Genomic DNA, 17,319 nt, shown 5'->3' with positions numbered 1-17,319 from the left:
TTCATCCCTATCCGTGCATCGTGAGGCCACCGGACACGCTGATCACCTGCCCAGTCATGAAGTCGGCATCGCTGCTGGCAAAGAAGGCCACCATGCCGGGAATGTCGTCCGGCTGCCCCAGACGCTTGAGGGGAATGGACTTCTGCAGCTTGTCGTAGATCTTCTGGCCATATTCGCCTTCCCCCACGAACGACCGCAGCAGGGCCGTGTCGGTGGGGCCGGGGCAGACGACGTTCACCCGCACATTGTTGCGCGCGTATTCGCGGGCCACCGTCTTGGAGAAGGAGATCAACCCGCCCTTGCATGCCGCATAGACGGACTCGCCCGAGGACCCGACTCGCCCGGCATCCGAGGCGATATTGATGACCTTGCCGCCGCCGCCCTCGATCATGCGCGGCAGGACGGCCTTGTGGAGATTGAGCGGCCCGCGCAGGTTGATGGCGATGATCTTGTCCCAGAGTTCGGGATCGGTCTCGAGAAACGGCTTGGCGATATCCCATCCCGCATTGTTGACGAGCACGTCGATGTGCCCGAAATGCGCGGCGGCCTTTGCGACGGCTTCGGCCACGTCGGCGGCGCTGGTGATGTCGAACGCCAGCGGGAGGACGTTTCCGCCGCGGGCCTGCAGGGTTTCAGCAACCTCCCGCAAGGCCGCTGCATTGACGTCGGCCGCCACCAGCTTCACACCTTCGTCGATGAAGCGGGCGCAGATCGCCTGACCGATGCCGCCTGCGGCTCCGGTGACGATGGCGACACGATCCTTCAATCCTCTCATGTATCCACTCCACTTATCGCTGCGGAAGCCCGGTCCGATCTCCCCGGGCCGCGAAGGCCTGTCGGCGGGATCAGCGACCGCCCTTCCAATTTCCGGGTTCAGATGGTCTGGCCGCTCCTGAGCACCTTGGACATGCACGCGGGAGCGGCGCTCTCAGGTATTCTGCTCGCTGTCCTGGACGAGCTGGCGCAGCTTGAACTTCTGCACCTTCCCGGTGGCCGTGCGTTCGATGGGCCCCAGGATGACGCGGTCCGGCACCTTGAACTTGGCCAGCGCCGCCCGGCAGAACTCGAGCAGCTCCTTCTCGGTGACCCCGCCGGCGAAGCCGGGCTTCAGTTCCACGAACGCGCAGGGTCGCTCACCCCAGCGCTCGTTCTTCATGGCGATCACCGCAGCGTAGGAGACCGCGGGATGCTTGAAGAGGACGTCCTCGATCTCGATGGAGGAGATGTTCTCGCCGCCGGAGATGATGATATCCTTCGAGCGGTCCTTGATCTCAATGTAGCCGTCCTCGTGAACGACGGCGAGATCGCCGGTGTGATACCAGCCGCCTGCGAACGCTTCCTCGGTGGCAGCGGGATTCTTCAGGTAACCTTTCATCCCGATGCTGCCGCGGAACATGACCTCGCCGATGGCGGCGCCATTGTGGGGAACGGGCTCGAGGGTGATGGGATCGGCGACGATCATCGCGTCCGTCACCGCCGTCCGCACGCCCTGCCGCGCCATCTTTCTGGAGCGTTCGTCGGGAGGGAGATGGTCCCATTCGCGATGCCAGTCGCACAGGGTGGTGACGCTGTGCAGCTCGGTTGAGCCGTAGACATGGCGAACCCGGAAGCCGAGCGCCTCGGTCTCCTTGAGAACAGCCGCCGGCGGCGCCGCTCCCGCTGTCATCACTGCGACCGGCCGCGTGAGCGTGCGGCCGGCGCCGGCCGCGCTGTCGATCAGCATGCCGAGCACCGTGGGTGCACCGCACAGATGCGTCACGCCGTGGGTCTCGATCGCCTCGAAGATCTGGTCTGCCACCACCTTGCGAAGACAGACGTGGGTGCCGCCCACGGCCGCGACCGCCCAGGAAAAGCACCAGCCGTTGCAGTGGAACATGGGCAGCGTCCAGAGATAGACGGAGTCCGCGTCCATCTTGTGGTGGAGCAGCTGGCCGAGCGCGATCAGGTAGGCGCCGCGATGATGATAGAGGACGCCCTTCGGATTTCCCGTCGTTCCCGAGGTGTAGTTCAGCGTGATGGCCTCAAACTCGTCCTCCGGCCAGTAGATCGGATCCTCGGTGCGTCCCTGCTGGATAAACTCTTCGTAGGTGTATTGGCCGATCCGCTCTCCCCCTTCGCCGAGCGCATCCTCGATGTCGATCACCAGAGGCTTGGTTTCCATCTGGGCCAGGGCGGCGCGGGCAACACCGCTGAACTCCTTGTCCACGAGGAAGACCTTGGCCTCGCAATGCGTGAGGATGAACGCAATGGCAGCCGCATCCAGCCGGATGTTCAGCGTGTTGAGGAGGGCGCCCGCCATGGGGACACCGAAATGCGCCTCCAGCATCGCCGGCGTGTTGGGCGCGAGGATCGCAACTGCCTCGCCGCGCCTGATGCCGCTACGCATGAGGGCAGAGGCGAGCTGCCGGCAGCGGTGGGCATACTGCCGCCAGGTCCGGCGCTCCTGGCCGTGGATGATGGCGACGCGGTCCGGGAAGACATCGGCTGCACGCAGAAGAAAATTCAGCGGGGTGAGCGGCCGGTGATTGGCCGGCCGCCTCTGGAGAAAATCTGCGTCGAGGTTGAGCGTCACCTTTTCCTCCTTTATGGAGCCGGGCTCGCGCTGGCGAGCGTGTTCTTCTTGATGCGGGAAAGGCCGGCAGTACGGCTCTGGTGCCGCCGGGCTGTCAGATCCGGTTGCCGAGGACGGCGCCTTCGTAGATCGCGCGCTTGGCGTCGAGCTCGCCGGCAAGCTTGGCACCACCAATGACGTGGACGTTCTGCCCGCGGGCCTGCAACTCCTCGGCGAGGCGGGAGACCGAAACCTGGCCCGCGCAGACAACGATGGTATCTGCAGGCAGGACTTCGACACGGTCCTTGATGGAAATGTGGAGCCCTTCGGCGTCGATCTTCAGGTAGGTCACGTCCGCGATCTGGCGCACGCCCAGATCCTTCAGCTCCTGCCGCAGGATCCACCCGGTGCTCTTGCCCAGCGTCCGGCCGAACGAGCCGGGAGAGCGCTTGACCATGGTGACGGACCGGCGCGCCGGGTGCAGCCTAGGCGCGCCCCGCACCCCCCACCGTTCCTCGAACTCGGAAACGGTCTGGCGCTCGCCATCCTCGCCGAGGGCGAGAAAGAGGGCCACGTCGTGGCCGATGCCACCGGCCCCGATGACCACCACCCGCTCTCCCGCGGTGACCGAACCATCGAGAATGGTCGAGTAGCCGACGACGCGAGGATCGTCCGCGCCGGGAATATCGATCAGCCGCGGCTCGACGCCGGTGGAGATGATGACGTCGTCATAATTCTCGCGCCCGAGAGCCTCGCTGCCGATGCGATGCCCGGTGCGGACCTGTATACCCAACGCCGCGAGCTGGCGCCTGAAGCCCTCGATGGCAAGGCCATAGTCCTCCTTGCCGGGCACCTGGGCCGCGAGGGTGAATTGCCCGCCGATATCCGGGGCCGCCTCGTACAGGGTCACGTAATGGCCGCGGCGGCCGGCTTCCAGCGCCGCCGCGATGCCGGCGACGCCGGCGCCCATCACGGCGATGCGCTTCGGCTCCGGCGCGGGAGCCTCATCGAACTCGCCTTCGCGCGCCGCCCGCGGGTTGACGAGGCAGCTGATCACTTGGTCCGTGAAGTAGTGATCCAGACAGGCCTGATTGCAGGCGATGCAGATGTTGATGAGACCGGCTTCGCCATCCTTCATCTTGTTGACGAAGGCTGGATCGGCCAGGAACGGCCGCGCCATTGAGATCAGGTCCGCCGAGCCGTCGGCCACCAGTCGTTCCGCATCCTCGGGAAGGTTGATGCGGTTGCTGGCCGTGACGGGGATGGAGACCGCCTCCTTGATGCGGCGCGTCGCCTCCGAGAACGCTCCATGCGGCACGGTTCCCGCGATGGTCGGCACCTTGGACTCGTGCCAGCCGATGCCCGTGGACAGGCAATCGGCGCCGGCCTTCTCAACCTCCCGCGCCAGCCAGATGGTCTCGTCCTCGTCGAGCCCGCCCTCGATCAGCTCAAGCGCTGAGATGCGATAAGACAGGATCGGCCCAGTACCGAGCACCGAGCGCACCGCTGCGACCACACGGAGAGGAAAGCGGGCCCGGTTTTCAAGGCTGCCGCCCCATTCGTCCTCGCGCAGATTGGTGCGCGTCGCCAGGAACTGGCTGATCAGATAGCCCTCGGAGCCCATCACCTCCACGCCGTCGTAGCCTGCCTCCATGGCAAGGCTCGCCGTGTTGGCGTAGGCGGCAATGGTCTCCTCGATCTCGGCCGAGGTGAGGGCCTTCGGCGCGTCCCTGTTGATGGGGGACTGGATCGCGGACGGGGCGACGATCGCCGGATGGTAGCCATAGCGGCCGGAATGGAGGATCTGCAGCAGGATCCGCCCACCGGCGGCGTGGACCGCCTCGGTGATCCTGCGGTGGTCGCCCACCTGATCCCGGCGCTCGAAGGTTCCAGGCTCATTCTTCATGCGCCCGGCGAAGTTGGGGGCGAACCCGCCCGTCACGATCAGCCCCACTCCGCCCTTCGCCCGCTCGGCATAGAATCGGCCTAGCTCGTCGAAGCGCTCCGGATGGCATTCGAGCCCCGTGTGCATGGAGCCCATGACCACGCGATTGGGCAGCAGGATGGCACCGATACGCAGCGGCTGGAGAAGGGCCGCGTGTCCCGCACTCATGAGCTTGTCCTCCGTCGATGCATCTTGCCTGCTTGCGTGCATCTCTTGCTCGCAAGGGCTACTGCCTCTCCGAATATATGTCAATATCACTACATAAAATGGCGCGTCACAACATTCTCATTGTTCGCAAATTTAAAATATATCTATATATATCATACTTTTATGCAAACGCATCACGCATTCCATGCCTTGGCACCTGAACGACTCCATCAGATAATAATTCAGTATGTTGACACAATATGGCGACGCCCCTTAGGTTCCCCCAACGCTCGAGCAAGGGCGCCAACAAAAAGGGGAGGACAACGCGCATGAAGCTGGGACATCTCATGCTGTCAGCTGCGCTGATCGTGTTCAGCGGAGCCGCCTCGGCCGGGGGCGCCGCCAGGATCGGCGTGCTCACCGACCTGAGCGGGCCGTACGCGGATCTGTCCGGCCGTGGCTCGGTGATCGCGACCGAGATGGCCGTGGAGGACTTCCGCAAGCTGCATCCCGAGTTCACGGTGGAGGTCATTTCCGCCGATCACCAGAACAAGCCGGACGTCGGCTCAAGCATCGCCCGAAAGTGGTTCGACCAGGATGGGGTCGATGCCGTCGTGGACGTGGCGAGCTCGGCCGTCGCGCTGGCGGTCAGCAAGATCGTGCAGGAGCGCGACAAGGTGTTCCTGGCGTCCGGCCCCGCCAGCTCCGACATCACCGGTAAGGCGTGCTCGCCGAATACGATCCAGTGGACCTATGACACCTATGCCCTGAGCAAGGGCACCGGCGGCGCGCTGACGCGGGCCGGCGGCGACAAGTGGTTCTTCATCACCGCTGACTACGCCTTCGGGCAGGCCATGGAGCGGGACACATCACGCTTCGTGGAGGCTGCGGGTGGCAAGGTGCTCGGGCGGGTACGCGCGCCCATCAATACGGCCGACTTCTCGTCCTTCCTGCTTCAGGCACAGGCTTCCGGGGCGAATGTGGTCGGCCTCGCCAATGCCGGCGCTGACACCATCAATTCGGTCAAGCAGGCCGCCGAATTCGGCCTCACCAGCCAGGGAACGAAGCTGGCGGGCCTCCTCGTCTTCATCACGGACGTCCACAGCCTCGGCGCCAAGGTCGCCCAGGGACTGGTGGTCACGGAAGCGTTCTACTGGGACCTGAACGACAGCACCCGCGCCTTCTCGAAGCGGTTCGCCGCCCGCGCCGGAGGACGCATGCCGAGCCAGGTTCATGCGGGCGCCTATTCGGCAACCCTGCATTACCTCAAGGCACTCGCCGCGCTCGGCTCGAAGGACGGCGCGGCTGTCGTGAACAAGATGAAGGAACTCCCCACCTCCGACGAGGCCTTCGGCGCCGGCGTGATCCGCAAGGATGGGCGCAAGCTGCACGACATGCATCTCTTCGAGGTCAAGAAGCCGTCGGAATCGTCCGGCGAGTGGGACCTCTACAAGCAGCTCGCGGTCATCCCGGCAGACGAGGCCTTTCGCCCCCTCTCCGAAAGTGAATGCCCCCTGGCGCGTTGAAGCCGCCCGGATCGCCGGACAGGACCGGCGATCCGGCCCCAATGGCCCCTGAAGTTCAACGGATCGCATCATGAAGTCCTTTGCCCATTTTGAGCAGTCGCGGCGCTGGTCCACCGAGGAGGCTCTTGTCATCGATCAGGTCTCCCGGCTGGCAGCCGAGGTCATCGCGCCCCGCGCCGGGCAACTTGACGAGGAGAAGGCGTTTCCCTGGGCCAACATCCAGGCCTTCAAGGAGATCGGGCTGAACGGCATCTTCGTTCCCGAGGAATACGGCGGCTCCCCGATCTCCTATCGTTGCTTCCTCGAGGTGGTTCGCATCATCTCCCAGGCCTGCGCGGCCACGGGCATCATCTTCGGCACGAATAGCGCAACCGTGAAGCCGATCGTCGAATTCGGCACCGAGGAGCAGAAGAGCCGCTTCCTGCCGCGCATCGCCGACGGCGGGCTCGGCGCCCTCGCGATCACGGAGCCTCATGCCGGATCGGACGGCGGCAACATCCAGACCAGGTTCCGCCCGGACGGCGATGACATCGTCATCAACGGCGGAAAGATCTTCATCACGACCGGCGACGTCGCTGATCTGGTCCTGCTCTTCGGCAAGTGGACGGAGATCGAGAACTCGCCCAAGGCGGTATCCGCCGTCATCCTGGAAAAGGGCACGCCCGGCTTCGAGGTGGTTCGCCTCGAGACGAAGATGGGTACCCATGCCTCCTCCACCGCGGAGCTCGCCTTCACGGAATGCCGGGTGCCGCGCGCCAATCTCCTGGGGCAGCCGGGCGACGGCATGAAGATCATGATGTCGGTCCTCAACAAGTCGCGGCCGAGCGTGGCGGCCCAGGCGCTCGGGATCGCTTCCGCGGCCTTGGGCGACATGGTTGCCTACGCCAACGAGCGCCGGCAGGGCGGCAAGCGGATCATCGAGCACCAGGCGATCGCCTTCATGATCGCCGACCTCGCCATCGAGCTCCTGGCCGCGCGCACGTTGATGGACCATGTCGGACAACTGGTGGACGACGGCGTGAAGGACATCAGCGTGGAGGCCTCCATGCTCAAGGTGAAGGCGTCGGACCTCGCCATGCGGCTGACGACCGACGCCGTGCAGGTGTTCGGCGGGCACGGCTACGTGCGGGGCCATCGCGTCGAGCGGCTGATGCGCGAGGCCAAGATCACCCAGATCTGGGAAGGGACAAACCAGATCCAGCGCCAGGTGATCAGTCGCGATCTCATTGTGCGCTGAGTGACATCGTTTCGGGAAGGATTGCAGGCCGTGGCTTTGGATTCAGAAACGTTCAGTTTGCTCCTCGAAACCGTGAACCGGTTCGTCTCCGAGCGGCTGATCCCGCGGGAGACGGAAGTCGTCGAGACCGATGCCATTCCGGCGGACATCGTCGCGGAGATGGGAGATCTCGGCCTCTTCGGGCTGTCCATCGCGGAGGAGTTCGGCGGGCTCGGCCTGTCCATGGAGGAGGAGGTGCGCGTCGTCTTCGAGCTGGGGCGCACCTCCCCAGCGTTCCGGTCCGTGGTGGGCACCAATATCGGCATCGGCTCCCAGGCCATCGTCTTCGCCGGGACACCGGAGCAGAAGGCGAAGTATCTCCCGGCCCTGGCGTCGGGATCCCTCATCGGTTCGTTCGCCCTGACCGAGCCGGACGCCGGCTCGGACGCCATGGCGCTGCGCACCACGGCGCGGCGGGATGGCGACCAGTACGTCCTGAACGGCACGAAGCGCTACATCACCAATGCACCTACGGCCGGCCTCTTCTCCGTGATGGCGCGTACCGCGCCCGAGCGGAAGGCGGATTCCATTTCCTGCTTCCTGGTGGAAGCCGGAACCCCGGGCATTCGCCTCGGCAAGCCGGACAAGAAGATGGGCCAACGCGGCGCGCTGACCAGCGACGTCGTCTTCGAGGATTGCCGCGTGCCGGTATCCGCTTTGCTCGGCGAGCAGGAGGGCAACGGCTTCCGCACCTCCATGAAGGTGCTCGACAAGGGGCGCTTGCACATCGCCGCGCTCTGCGTCGGCATCGCTGACCGCCTGATCCGGGAGGCGGTGCTCTATGCGAAGGACCGCAAGCAGTTCGGGCAGCCCATCGCCGAATTCCAGCTGGTACAGGCGATGCTCGCGGACAGCGAGGCGGAGACCTATGCCGCGCGCTGCATGATCCTCGATGCTGCCGCCCGCCGCGACCGCGGCGAGAACACCACGCGCCAGGCCGCCTGCGCCAAGATGTTCGCTTCCGAGATGGTCGGGCGGGTGGCGGATCGTGCCGTCCAGATCTTCGGCGGTGCCGGCTACATGGCAGAGTATCCGGTCGAGCGCTTCTACCGCGACGTCCGGCTGTTTCGCATCTTCGAAGGCACGACGCAGATCCAGCAACTCGTCATCGCCCGCGAGCTGCTCAAGGCAATCGCCTAGCCCCTACATAGCGCGAGGATTCCATGGCCGTCGAACTGACCCGGCACGACGCGTTCGTCGTGCTCACCCTCAACCGCCCCGAGGCCCTCAACGCCCTCAACGCACAGACGATCGAGGAGATCGGCTCTGCGATCGACGAGGCGGGCCGGATGGATGCGCGGGCCCTGATCATCACCGGCGCGGGCGAGAAGGCATTCTGCGCCGGTGCCGATGTAAAGGAGATGGTAGGGATCGACCTGATCGCGAAGCGGCGCAAGGCGGAGCTCGGGCAATCCACTTTCGCCAGGCTCGACACGCTGTCCATTCCATCGGTCGCCCTCATTAATGGCTATGCGTTCGGCGGCGGGCTGGAGCTGGCACTCGCCGCCACCTTCCGCCTCGCGACCCCCAACGCGGCAGTGGCGCTCCCCGAAATCAAGCTTGGCCTGATGCCTGGCTATGGTGGGACCCAGCGCCTGCCGCGCGTAGTGGGCGAGGCACGGGCGCTGGAGATGATCCTGACCGGTCGGACCGTGCGCGCCGAGGAAGCCCTGTCGATCGGCCTCGTGAACAGGATCGTCGGCACGCAGGACCGGCTCGCCGACGCCTTCGCCTTCGCGCGCGAATTCTCCAGCTACAGCCGTGTGGCCCTCACTCATGCCCGTGCGGCGATCCAGCGCGCGCTCGCCCAGCCGCTGCACGAGGGACTGAAGACCGAGGCCGACCTTTCCACGCTCGCCTTCCAGTCGAAGGATGCCCAGGAGGGTATTGCTGCCTTCATCGAGAAGCGGCCCGCGAAATTCACCGACGCATGACGCCCCTGGGAGAACGAGCGGAAGGCCACACCTGATGCGCAGCTATCGTATCCACGTCCCCGGTGACCCAGAGAGCATGACCATCGACGCGCTTCCCGACCTGTCGCCTGGATCGGGAGAGGTTGCTGTGGACGTCGTGGCAGCCGGCGTCGGCTTCGTGGATACCCTCGTGGTCTCAGGCCGGTATCAGAACATTCCCGCCTGTCCCTTTACACCGGGCATGGAATTCGCCGGACGGGTCCGGGCCGTCGGCGCGGATGTCTCGGGGGTGCGGGTCGGCGACCGCGTAGCGGCCTATGTTCTCAACGGCGCCTTCGCCGAGCAGGCGGTGGCTCCCGTTGGCTCCTTCTATCCTGTGCCCGAGGACGTGCCTCTCGATCAGGCTGCGCTGCTCTGCGGCGCCTATTTGACGGCGCATTTTGCGCTGGTCGCGCGCGGCCGGCTTCAGCCCGGGGAAGCGGTGCTGATCGGCGGTGCTGGTGGCGCGGTGGGGCTCGCTGCCGTCCAGATCGCAAAAGCGCTCGGCGCCCGGGTGCTAGCGGGTGTCCGTTCGGCCGCCGACAGGGACGCCGTCATCGAGGCGGGCGCGGACGCGGTGATCGACCTTTCCGGATCGAGCCTCCACGACGCGGTTCGGGCCCAGGTCTCCGCCGCCACCGACGGCCGGGGCGCCGACGTGGTGATCGACCCGATCGGCGGGGATTTCCTGCCAGCCGCCCTCAGGGCCACCGCATGGTGCGGGCGACTGGTGGTGATCGGATTTGCCGCGGGCGAGATCCCCACCGTGAAGGTCAACTATCTCTTGCTGAAGAACATCTCCATCGTCGGCCTCGATCTGAGCCAGTACCGGTCGCGGACCCCCGACCTGCTGGGGCGCGTGCAGGGAGAACTATTCGACCTTTGGCGCCGGGGTTTTCTGAAACCGCGCATCGCCCACCACTTTTCGTTCGAGCAGGTGCCGGATGCTGTGAAATTCGTCGCGAACGGTCGCAGCAGCGGCCGAGCGATCATCCATATCGGAAGCGAGGCAGCATGAGCGGTTTGCCGAAAACTGGGATCGTTGCCGTGATTGGCGCAGGTGCGATGGGTTCTGGGATTGCGCAGGTGGCGGCGCAGGCGGGGCATGGGGTGCTGCTCTACGACGCGATGGAGGGGGCGGCGGAGAAGGGGCGGTCCGGCATCCTCGCCGGCCTCGACAAGCTGGTCGCGAAGGGCAAGCTGCCGGCGCAGGAGCGCGACGCCCTGGCGGCGCGGATCACGGTCGCTCCGTCCCTCGACGCCCTCGCGGGCGCGGGGCTGGTGGTGGAGGCCATCGTCGAGCGGCTGGAGGTGAAGCGGCAGGTGTTCGCGGCGCTGGAGCAGATCGTGACGCCCGACTCGATCCTGGCCTCCAACACCTCCTCGCTCTCCATCACCGCCATCGCCGCGGGGCTGAAGCATCCGGAGCGGGTCGCCGGGCTGCATTTCTTCAATCCGGCGCCGGTCATGAAGCTGGTGGAGATCGTCGCCGGCCTCGCCTCGGATCGCGCCGTGCTCGACACCCTGTTCGCGACCGCCGAAGCCTGGGGCAAGGTGCCGGTGCACGCCACCTCGACTCCCGGCTTCATCGTCAACCGCGTGGCGCGGCCGTTCTATGCCGAGGGCCTGCGCCTCCTGGAAGAGAGCGCGGCGGACGTCGCCACCCTCGATGCCGTGATGCGCGAGGCCGGCGGCTTCCGCATGGGGCCGTTCGAGCTCATGGACCTCATCGGCCACGACGTGAACTTCGCCGTGACGAGCTCGGTGTTCCAGTCCTATTTCTGCGATCCGCGCTACCGGCCGTCCCTGACCCAGCAGGAACTGGTGGCGGCCGGCTGGCTGGGGCGCAAGTCCGGGCGCGGCTTCTACGACTACACGACAGGGGCCGCGCTTTCCGAGCCCGCCACGGTGGCTCCCCAGCCGGCGCCCGGTGTGGTGACCATCGAGGGGGATCTTGGACCCGCAGAGCCTCTTGCCGACCTCTTCGCCGAGGCCGGCATCGCCGTCACCCGCACCGACGGTCCGGGCCTTGTCCGGATCGACGGTGCGAGCCTTGCCCTGACCGACGGGAGCATGGCGACCGGGCGCGTCGCCGCCGGCGCGCCGGCAGATCTCGTGCTGTTCGACCTCGCGCTCGACTACGCGAGCGCACGTCGCATCGCCATCGCAAAAGCCGACCAGGCGCCGGCCGGAGCGGCGGAAGCCGCTGCCGGGCTGTTCCAGGCCCTTGGCAAGACGGTGTCTGCGGTCGACGACGTGCCCGGCCTCGTGGTGATGCGCACCGTGGCGATGCTGGCCAACGAGGCTGCGGAAGCGGCGCTGGTTGGCGTGGCGTCCCCCGCCGACATCGACCGGGCCATGACCTTCGGCGTGAACTATCCCCGCGGTCCCCTCGCCTGGGCCGACGCGGTGGGGCCGGAGCGCATCCTCGCCGTGCTGGAGGCGGTGCAGGCGGCCTATGGCGATGATCGCTACCGGCCCTCCCAGTTCCTGCGCCGCCGCGTCGCCTCAAGAAGGCCGCTCGCCGGCTGAGGCTGAAGCTTGAGACCATGCCACCATCGGCCCGCAAGGCCGTCGAGGAGGGGCCGCGCGCGGCCTGATGCCATGACCGAAGCCTTCATCTGCGCCGCCGTCCGCACGCCCGTCGGGCGCTATGGCGGCGCCTTGTCCTCTGTCCGAGCGGACGACCTCGCCGCCGTGCCAATCACGGCCCTGATGGCGCGCAACCCCTCGGTGGACTGGGGCGCCATCGACGACGTGATCCTCGGCTGTGCCAACCAGGCCGGCGAGGACAATCGCAACGTCGCCCGCATGGCGGCGCTGCTCGCCAGGCTGCCGGTGGAGGTGCCGGGCTCCACCGTCAACCGGCTGTGCGGCTCGGGCATGGATGCCATCGGCACCGCCGCCCGCGCCATCAAGGCGGGCGAGACCGCGCTGATGATCGCCGGCGGGGTGGAAAGCATGAGCCGCGCGCCCTTCGTCATGGGCAAGGCCGACAGCCCCTTCTCCCGCGCCGCGAAGATCGAGGACACCACCATCGGCTGGCGGTTCGTGAACGCCGTCATGAAGGCGATGCACGGCGTCGATTCCATGCCGGAGACGGCGGAGAACGTGGCTGACGACTTCCAGGTCTCGCGTGCCGACCAGGACGCCTTCGCCCTGCGCAGCCAGCAACGCGCCGGCCGGGCCCAGGCCGCCGGTCGCTTCGCCCGCGAGATCGTGCCGGTGTCGATCCCGCAGAAGAAGGGCGATCCGAAGATCGTCGATGCGGACGAGCACCCCCGTCCCGACACCACCCTGGAGCAGCTCGCCAAGCTGAAGGGCGTGGTGCGGCCGGACGGCTCGGTGACCGCAGGCAACGCCTCGGGCGTCAACGACGGCGCCTGTGCCCTCATCCTCGCCTCCGAGGCCGCCGCCCGCTCTCATGGTCTCACGCCACGGGCCCGGATCGTCGCCATGGCCACGGCCGGCGTGCCGCCGCGCATCATGGGCATGGGCCCGGCGCCCGCCACCCGCAAGGTGCTGGCCCTCGCCGGCCTCACCCTCGCCAACATGGACGTGATCGAGCTCAACGAGGCATTCGCCTCGCAGGGGGTCGCCGTGCTGCGCGAGCTCGGCCTGCCTGATGATGCCGACCACGTGAACCCCAACGGCGGAGCGATCGCGCTCGGCCATCCGCTCGGCATGTCCGGCGCCCGCCTCGTCACCACCGCGCTCCATCAGCTCGAACAGACCGGCGGCCGTTACGCCCTCGCCACCATGTGCATCGGTGTCGGACAGGGCATCGCCACAATCATCCAACGCGTGTGAGCCGGCCGGCAAGTTTCCCGCTCCCGTTCGCGAAAACCAGATGACCGGCCGCGGCAAAGCACTGCCGCCGGGCTCAGCATCTATAAAGGAGGAAACCCCATGACCAAGCCGCTGCTGGTGTCCGTCGAGGGTGGTGTCGCCACCCTCACGCTGAACCGCCCCGCTTCGGGCAATGCACTCGACATGCCGCTCGCGCGGGAGCTGCTCGAGGCGGCCATCCGCTGTGACCAGGACGAGACCATCCGCTGCGTCGTGCTCACCGGCGCGGGGCGCCTGTTCTGTGCCGGCGGCGACATCGATGCCTTCATCGGCTCGGGCGATTCCATCTCCGCCTTCTTCAGCGAGGTCGCCGGCGTCCTCCACATGTCGGTCACCCGCTTCATGAGGATGCCCAAGCCCCTGCTCGTGGTGGTCAACGGCCCGGCGGCTGGGGCCGGCCTAAGCCTGGCATCCGCCGGCGATATCGTCATCGCCGCGAAGTCCGCGCATTTTTCTGCCGGCTATGTGAACATCGGCCTGAGCCCGGACGTCGGCACCTCCTGGCACCTGCCCCGCCTCATCGGCGTGCGCCGCGCCCAGGAGATGCTGCTCACCAACCGCCGAGTGCCGGCGGCGGAAGCGGAGGCCATCGGGCTCATCACGCGCGCGGTGGAAGACGCCGAGCTCGATGCCGAGCGCGAGCGTTACGTGCGGACGCTGATCGAGGCGCCCACCGGCGCGATCGGCCTCACCCGCGGGCTGCTGGTGGAAAGCTTCAATTCTCCCCTTGAACAGCAGTTGGAGCGGGAAGCGCGGTCGGTGGTGACGGCCTCCAAGTCGAGTGAGTGCCGCGAAGGGATCCAGGCCTTTCTTGACAAGCGGAAGCCCGACTTCGCGGGCGCGCGGAACGGCTGACGCATTGGCATTGGAGGCATCGTGATGTCATTACGAACGCGCTTTACGGAGCTGACCGGGATCCGTCATCCCGTCATGCAGGGCGGAATGATGTGGGTCGGTCGCGCGGAAATGGCCAGCGCAGTCTCCAATGCCGGCGGTCTGGGCGTCCTGACCGCTCTGACCCAGCCGACACCGGACGACCTTCGCAGGGAGATCGACCGCTGCCGGACCATGACCGATGCGCCGTTCGGCGTGAACCTGACCATCCTGCCATCGGTGAACCCGCCTCCCTATCGGGACTACCACAGGGCCATCATCGACAGTGGGGTGAGGATCGTCGAGACCGCGGGCCACAAGCCGCAGGAGCACGTGGAGGAGTTCAAGGCGCACGGCATCACGGTCATTCACAAATGCACCGCGGTCCGCCACGCGGTGGCCGCGCAGCGGATGGGGGTGGACGCCATCTCCATTGACGGCTTCGAATGCGCCGGCCACCCGGGTGAGGACGACGTCCCCGGCCTCGTCCTCATTCCCGCAGCTGTGGATGCGGTATCTATCCCGGTCATCGGGAGCGGGGGGTTCGGCGATGGCCGGGGCCTCCCAGCAGCGCTCGCGCTCGGCGCTGATGGCATCAACATGGGCACCCGCTTCTGCGCGACGGTCGAGGCGCCGATCCATCAGAACGTGAAGGACTTCCTCGTCGCGAACGACGAGCGGGCGACCAATCTCATTTTCCGCAAATTCAAGAACACCGGGCGCGTGGCGCGCAACAGTGTCTCGGAGCGGGTCGTCGAGATGTCCCAGGCGCTGGAGAGCGTGTTCGAAGACATCCGGCCGCTGGTTTCCGGCGCGCGAGGTCGGGAGGCGTTGGAGACCGGCAACCTTGATGCAGGACTGATCTGGGCCGGACAGGTCCAGGGCCTCATTCGCGACGTCCCCACCTGTCGCGATCTCGTGGAGCGGATCGTCGCCGACGCGGAGACCACGATCACCGCGCGCATGGCGCGGATGGTCACGGCGAACGGCTGAAACAGAGCCGATGCCCGGCTGGCGCCTGCTGCTCAGCCCGGCTCCCCACCTGCGGCTGGCGGGGGCAGAATCTGCGTGCCAGCCGACGGCAAGCGCATTCCGTCGAAGAACAGTCGCAGAAACATGATGCCGATCTCCTCATAGGAGGGCTTCTTCGAGGCCGCGCGCCAGTGCGGCAACCAGTTGAACGCACCAAACAGGGCAGCCGATGCGTAGCTCGGCTCACATGATGCGATGGTGCCGTCCGCTATCCCCTCCTCCACCAGATCGCGCAGCACCCGGTCGAGCCGGCGGCGGATCTCGCGAAGGGCGGCAAAACTCTCGCTGCCGACTGTGTTTTCGCGCGTCAGGACGAGGCATGCCCCGTAGTCGTGCGTCAGCACGCGCGCATAGGCCAGCATGAGGAGGCGAATGCGCTCGATGGGTGGGACGGCATGGTCGGCGCAGATGGCCAATGTCGGCAGGAGCGATTCATAGGCCATCGTGTTGCACTGGGCCAGGATGTCGTCCTTGTTCTTGATGTAATAATAAAGCGTTCGCTTCGATACGTTGAGCTCTGCGGCGATGTCTTCCAACTTGGTCTGGTCGTAGCCGCGCTCATTGAACAGGCGGGCACCCGTCAGCAGGACCGACATGCGCTTGGCGCGCCGGGTGTCTTCGCGCCTGTCTTCCGTGATCGCGCCGCCGGCTTCGCGTCGCCTTTCAGCACCGCGATGTCCCTTCCAATCGACCATCCCGTCGAGTCCCTCACCTGTGTCCAACAACGAGGCCGAAAACTACCCGATTTCACGCAATTGACAATGTAACCCACCAGTGGGATACATTAATGCAAGAGGCTGCAGCCACTGTCGGTCGGGGCATCCTGGCCCGCCAAGGCGAAGACGGCCGAAACGGGAGGCGGCTGCTCGCCGCTGGCGGGCGCAAGACGCGGCAGCTCCAAGCCGGACCGACGCTTCATCGCGTCGGGCTGCGCCGGGGAGATGCCCCGCCTTCCTCGTCGTCAAAGGAGAAGCGTTGCAAGATGGGCAAGGTCGTCGTTGCCGGGGTCGGGATGACCCGTTTCGTCAAGCCCACCGAGAGTCCGGCCTACACAGACATGGCCGTGGAGGCGATCTCGGCCGCCCTCGCGCAAGCGGGGCTCAGCCTCGACGCGGTGCGCGAGGCCTATGCCGGCTACGTCTACGGTGATTCCACCAGCGGGCAGCGTGCCCTCTACGGCGTCGGCATGGCCGGCATCCCCGTGGTCAACGTGAACAACAATTGCGCCACCGGCTCCACCGCCCTCTGGCTCGCCCGCAACGCCGTAGCGTCCGGCCGCGTGGACTGCGCCCTTGCCTTTGGGTTCGAGCAGATGCGGCCGGGCGCGCTGGTGGAGCACTGGACCGACCGGCCCGGGGCGCTGGAGCTATTCAACCGCCTCACCGACGAGATCGGCTATGACGGCGACGTGCCCATGGCGCCGAAGATGTTCGGCGGAGCCGGCATCGAGCACCAGCGTCGGTACGGCACACGCAACGAAACCTTCGCCATGGTCCGCGCCAAGGCCAGTCGCCATGCCGTCGCCAACGACCGGGCCATCTTCCGCAAGGAGGTGAGCGTCGAGGAAGTGCTGGCGTCTCCGCAGGTGACGAGCCTGCTGACCCGCCTGCAGTGCTGCCCACCCACCTGCGGCGCGGCAGCCGCGATCCTGGTTTCGCCGGAGTTCGCGCGGCGCCACGGCATTGACGACCGGGTCGCCATTATCGCCCAGGCGATGACCACCGATCGCCCCTCCACTTTCGCCGACCGGGACATGATGAAGGTGGTCGGCTACGACATGACCGCGGAGGCCGCAGCCGCCGTCTACGCGGAGGCCGGGATCGGGCCGGGCGATGTGGACGTCGCCGAGCTGCACGACTGTTTTACGGCCAACGAGCTGATCAGCTACGAGGGGCTTGGCTTCTGCCCGCCCGGCAGGGCCGAGAAGTTCATCGTCGACGGCGATAACACCTACGGCGGCAAGGTGGTGACCAATCCGTCCGGCGGGCTCCTGTCCAAGGGACATCCGCTCGGAGCCACCGGCCTCGCCCAGTGCTTCGAACTGACCGGACAACTGCGGGGGACCATGGGCCCGCGGCAGGTGGAGGGCGCCCGCGTGGCCCTCCAGCACAATATCGGCGTCGGCGGAGCCTGCGTCGTCACCCTCTACGCCGCCGGCTGAGCCCCCT

14 protein-coding genes are annotated in these 17,319 nt (G+C 66.7%); 10 read left to right on the top strand and 4 right to left on the bottom strand.

The genetic code is table 11. The features are described 5' to 3' along the window. Positions 1-7 precede the first annotated feature (7 nt). The 3 genes from V5F59_RS08725 to V5F59_RS08715 form a co-directional block, all read right to left on the bottom strand. Complete coding sequence (locus V5F59_RS08725; protein WP_393981749.1) at positions 8-913, bottom strand: glucose 1-dehydrogenase; 906 nt, start codon at positions 911-913, stop codon at positions 8-10. 15 nt (positions 914-928) lie between these two features. Next, positions 929-2,572 carry an AMP-binding protein gene (locus V5F59_RS08720; RefSeq protein ID WP_393981783.1) on the bottom strand — a complete coding sequence of 548 codons (1,644 nt, stop codon included), beginning with the start codon at positions 2,570-2,572 and terminating at the stop codon, positions 929-931. Between the two features lie 94 nt (positions 2,573-2,666). Beyond that, positions 2,667-4,664, bottom strand: coding sequence for an oxidoreductase (locus tag V5F59_RS08715; protein WP_393981751.1), 1,998 nt, complete (start codon positions 4,662-4,664; stop codon positions 2,667-2,669). 308 nt (positions 4,665-4,972) lie between these two features. On the opposite strand from V5F59_RS08715, the gene V5F59_RS08710 reads away from it, so the two are divergent. The 9 genes from V5F59_RS08710 (at position 4,973) to V5F59_RS08670 (ending at position 15,112) form a co-directional block, all read left to right on the top strand. Beyond that, positions 4,973-6,169, top strand: coding sequence for an ABC transporter substrate-binding protein (locus V5F59_RS08710; RefSeq protein ID WP_393981753.1), 1,197 nt, complete (start codon positions 4,973-4,975; stop codon positions 6,167-6,169). Positions 6,170-6,239: 70 nt separating this feature from the next. Next, entirely contained in the window at positions 6,240-7,406 is a 1,167-nt protein-coding gene (locus tag V5F59_RS08705; RefSeq protein ID WP_393981755.1) for an acyl-CoA dehydrogenase family protein, read from the top strand. 30 nt (positions 7,407-7,436) lie between these two features. Next, a complete protein-coding gene (locus tag V5F59_RS08700; protein WP_393981757.1) occupies positions 7,437-8,585 on the top strand; it encodes an acyl-CoA dehydrogenase family protein in 1,149 nt (382 codons plus the stop codon). Between the two features lie 23 nt (positions 8,586-8,608). Beyond that, complete coding sequence (locus V5F59_RS08695; protein ID WP_393981759.1) at positions 8,609-9,379, top strand: enoyl-CoA hydratase/isomerase family protein; 771 nt, start codon at positions 8,609-8,611, stop codon at positions 9,377-9,379. A 76-nt stretch (positions 9,380-9,455) separates the two neighbouring features. Further along, positions 9,456-10,415, top strand: coding sequence for an NADPH:quinone oxidoreductase family protein (locus tag V5F59_RS08690; RefSeq protein ID WP_393981761.1), 960 nt, complete (start codon positions 9,456-9,458; stop codon positions 10,413-10,415). 47 nt (positions 10,416-10,462) lie between these two features. Further along, the gene (paaH, locus tag V5F59_RS08685; protein ID WP_509211180.1) at positions 10,463-11,929 is read left to right on the top strand and encodes a 3-hydroxyacyl-CoA dehydrogenase PaaH; all 1,467 of its coding nucleotides are present in this window, start codon (positions 10,463-10,465) and stop codon (positions 11,927-11,929) included. A 72-nt stretch (positions 11,930-12,001) separates the two neighbouring features. Beyond that, a complete protein-coding gene (gene pcaF, locus V5F59_RS08680; protein ID WP_393981765.1) occupies positions 12,002-13,207 on the top strand; it encodes a 3-oxoadipyl-CoA thiolase in 1,206 nt (401 codons plus the stop codon). Positions 13,208-13,306: 99 nt separating this feature from the next. Next, positions 13,307-14,101: an enoyl-CoA hydratase-related protein gene (locus tag V5F59_RS08675; RefSeq protein WP_509211212.1), complete on the top strand. Its 795-nt coding sequence runs from the start codon at positions 13,307-13,309 to the stop codon at positions 14,099-14,101. A 24-nt stretch (positions 14,102-14,125) separates the two neighbouring features. Continuing rightward, entirely contained in the window at positions 14,126-15,112 is a 987-nt protein-coding gene (locus V5F59_RS08670; protein WP_509211211.1) for a nitronate monooxygenase, read from the top strand. Between the two features lie 32 nt (positions 15,113-15,144). Here V5F59_RS08670 and V5F59_RS08665 read toward each other — a convergent pair whose 3' ends face one another. After that, a complete protein-coding gene (locus V5F59_RS08665; protein ID WP_509211210.1) occupies positions 15,145-15,846 on the bottom strand; it encodes a TetR-type transcription factor C-terminal domain-containing protein in 702 nt (233 codons plus the stop codon). Positions 15,847-16,133: 287 nt separating this feature from the next. Here V5F59_RS08665 and V5F59_RS08660 point away from each other — a divergent pair, with 287 nt between their 5' ends. Next, complete coding sequence (locus V5F59_RS08660; protein ID WP_509211209.1) at positions 16,134-17,312, top strand: thiolase C-terminal domain-containing protein; 1,179 nt, start codon at positions 16,134-16,136, stop codon at positions 17,310-17,312. Positions 17,313-17,319 lie beyond the last annotated feature (7 nt).

Origin of the sequence: Xanthobacter nonsaccharivorans (assembly GCF_043194755.2) — a bacterium.
In the GTDB taxonomy this organism is placed as follows: domain Bacteria; phylum Pseudomonadota; class Alphaproteobacteria; order Rhizobiales; family Xanthobacteraceae; genus Xanthobacter; species Xanthobacter autotrophicus_G.
Note: the sequence above shows the minus strand (reverse complement) of the source record. Positions and strands in the feature narration are given on the sequence as shown.